This window comes from Synechococcus sp. OH2, assembly GCF_047462155.1.
GTDB lineage: Bacteria > Cyanobacteriota > Cyanobacteriia > Thermostichales > Thermostichaceae > Thermostichus.
Map to the genome: position 1 here is coordinate 19,431 of NZ_JANSIR010000082.1, position 2,620 is coordinate 22,050.

Annotated in this window: 3 protein-coding genes; all 3 read left to right on the plus strand. The window is 61.1% G+C overall.

Annotated features, from left to right (window positions below; genetic code table 11):
- Window positions 1–214, plus strand: a 214-nt coding sequence (locus tag NW835_RS07395) for a hypothetical protein (RefSeq protein ID WP_414414931.1), incomplete at its 5' end; no start/stop codon positions are given.
- 98 nt (window positions 215–312) lie between these two features.
- Entirely contained in the window at window positions 313–1,404 is a 1,092-nt protein-coding gene (gene acsF, locus NW835_RS07400; protein WP_414414932.1) for a magnesium-protoporphyrin IX monomethyl ester (oxidative) cyclase, read from the plus strand.
- 47 nt (window positions 1,405–1,451) lie between these two features.
- A partial coding sequence (locus NW835_RS07405; protein WP_414414933.1) for a site-2 protease family protein occupies window positions 1,452–2,620 on the plus strand: 1,169 nt, incomplete at its 3' end.

A 2,620-nucleotide genomic window follows, 5' to 3' on the forward strand; every position in this document is an offset into this window, starting at 1 on the left:
GCGCATCCAGCGGCTGCAAACAGCGGCGGCGGAAGCACAACTGAAGGGCCTGATCCAGGAGCACTACCGCCGCACTCATTCTCCCAAAGCTGAGCGCATCCTGCAGAACTGGGAGCGCTACCTGCCTCTCTTCTGGCAGGTGATCCCGCCTTCGGAGGAGGGGAGTGAGCTGACGGATCCCACGCGATCCCAGCCGGTGGCGCTGCCGTCGTAGGGGATCCGGGGCCTGTCGGTAACACTTCTTATCCCCTCGACGGCCAAAGAGGCTGGTAAACTGCGAGAGTATACTGGCCTTTTCATCCTGTAACCCCTATGAGTTCCACTTTGCAAGCTACCCAAACCCAGGCGCGAGTGCCCACTGAGACCATCCTGACACCGCGCTTCTACACCACCGACTTCGAGGCCATCGCCAAGATGGGGTTAGGCGATCGAGAGGCCGACTTCCGGGCCATCCTGGAGGAGTTTCGCGCCGACTACAACCGCCACCACTTTGTCCGCGGCGAGGAGTTCAACCAAGATTGGGAAAGCCGGCTTGATCCGGAGGCGCGGCGTCTGTTTGTGGAGTTTTTGGAGCGCTCCTGCACGGCGGAGTTCTCTGGCTTCCTGCTCTACAAGGAGCTATCTCGCAAGCTGAAGGAGACCAACCCGGTCTTGGCCGAGTGCTTTGCCCTGATGAGCCGCGATGAGGCCCGCCACGCCGGCTTCCTCAACCGCGCCATGGGCGACTTCAACATGGCCTTTGACCTGGGCTTTTTGACCAAGCACAAGTCCTACACCTACTTTGCGCCCCGCTTTATCTTCTACGCCACCTATCTCTCCGAGAAGATCGGCTACTGGCGCTACATCCTTATCCACCGCCACCTGGAGGCTCACCCCGAAGACTGCATCTACCCCATCTTCAACTTCTTCAAGAACTGGTGTCAGGACGAGAACCGCCACGGTGATTTCTTTGCCCTCATGCTCCTGAGCCAGCCGCGGCTGCTCAAGGGATGGGTGGCGGAGCTGTGGTGCCGCTTCTTCCTGCTGTCGGTGTTTGCCACCATGTACCTCAACGACGTGGGCGAGCGCCCGGACTTCTACCGCCTCATTGGCCTGGATCCCCATACCTACGACATGGAGGTGATCTACAAGACCAACCGCGAGGCGGCCAAGGTCTTCCCGGTGGTGCTGGATGTGGAGAACCCCGAGTTTGTGCGCCGGCTGCAGAAGTGCGTGGCCAACAACGCCAAGTTGAGGGAGATTGCCCGCGGTTCTGGCCCCTTCAAGGGCCTGCGCAAGCTGCCCCTTTACCTCAACAACGCCTACCAGTTCCTGCGGCTGTTCCTGCTCAAACCGCGCAAAGCTGGCTTTTACTTGTGGGAGCAGCCGGAGCCTCGTTTTGGAGAAGCGGCTGTTTCTGCTTGAGCGGCTCTTGATCCCAGCTCAGTATCGGTAAACCTCGTAGGTCAGCCATGAACATCGCCGCCGAGATTACGCCCCTCTTTTTGTTAGGAACGCTGGCCTTTTTGGGGTGGGGGTTCTGGCGAGCCCGCCAGCGAGGATCCTTAGCCGTCTGGGTGTGGTTCCAGGGATCCCTGCTTCTTTTGCCCTGGGTGGTCTTCCTAGGGCTCTTGCTGTTTGGGGTTTACCTCAACTTTGCCGGCTTCCTGCTGCTATTGCTGGTGTTCACGGGGCTCTACATTGCCGTGGGGCGCAAAACCCGCCAGTTGGCCCAGCAGGAGCTGCAGGCGCGGCGACAGCAGTTGGCCCAGATGGAGGAGCGGCAGGAAATCCCCTCGGAAGGGGCTGGGGAGACGCCTGTCGAGCAACCTTTGGTCTTGCGGGGCATCTCTGCGGAAGATTTGCAGGCGATTCAATCCATCTTCGGTCTGGACACCTTCTTTGTCACCGAGACCATTCCCTACGGGGAGGGGGCGATCTTCAAGGGCAACCTGCGCGGCGAGGCAGAGGTGGTGGTGCCCCTGCTGACAGAAAAGCTGAAGGAGCGGCTGGGCAACCGCTACCAACTGTTTTTGGTGGAGGATGCCTCGGAAAAGCCGGCGGTGGTGGTCTTGCCAGATGAGATTGTCAACTACCGCGCTTCGACAGGGGCACAGATCCTGGCTGCGGGCCTGATGATAGCTAGCTTTCTGGCCACTTTGGAGGTGGGGGCCAACCTGCTGGGCTTTCGGCTGTTGGAGGCGCCGGGGCGCTGGGTGGAGGCCCTGCCGGTGGCGGCGGGGATCTTTGCCATTTTGCTGGTGCAGGAGACCGGACACCGCTGGATGGCCGGCAAGTACGGCGTACGCCTCAGCCCAGCTTTTGTTATTCCCAGCTTGGGGATTGGCACGCTGGGATCCCTAAACCGCATCCAGTCGCCGGTGCCCAACCGCAAGGCCCTGTTTGACATTGCCTTTGCCGGCCCGGCGGCGGGGGGTCTCCTTTCCTTGGTGGTGCTGCTGGTTGGCCTGAAGCTCTCCGGCTCTGGTGGCCTATACGTGCCCACGGAGATCTTCCGTAGTTCCATCCTGGTGGGCACGCTGGCGCGGCTGGTGCTGGGATCCCAGTTGCAGGGGGAGCTGGTGCCCATTCACCCCTTCGTGGCCGTGGGCTGGATTGGCTTGGCCATCACCGCCTTGAG

What these genes read in the sequence shown, in the direction of transcription:
- acsF (WP_414414932.1), top strand. Translation starts at nt 313, where the DNA reads ATGAGTTCCACTTTGCAAGCTACCCAAACCCAGGCGCGAGTGCCCACT.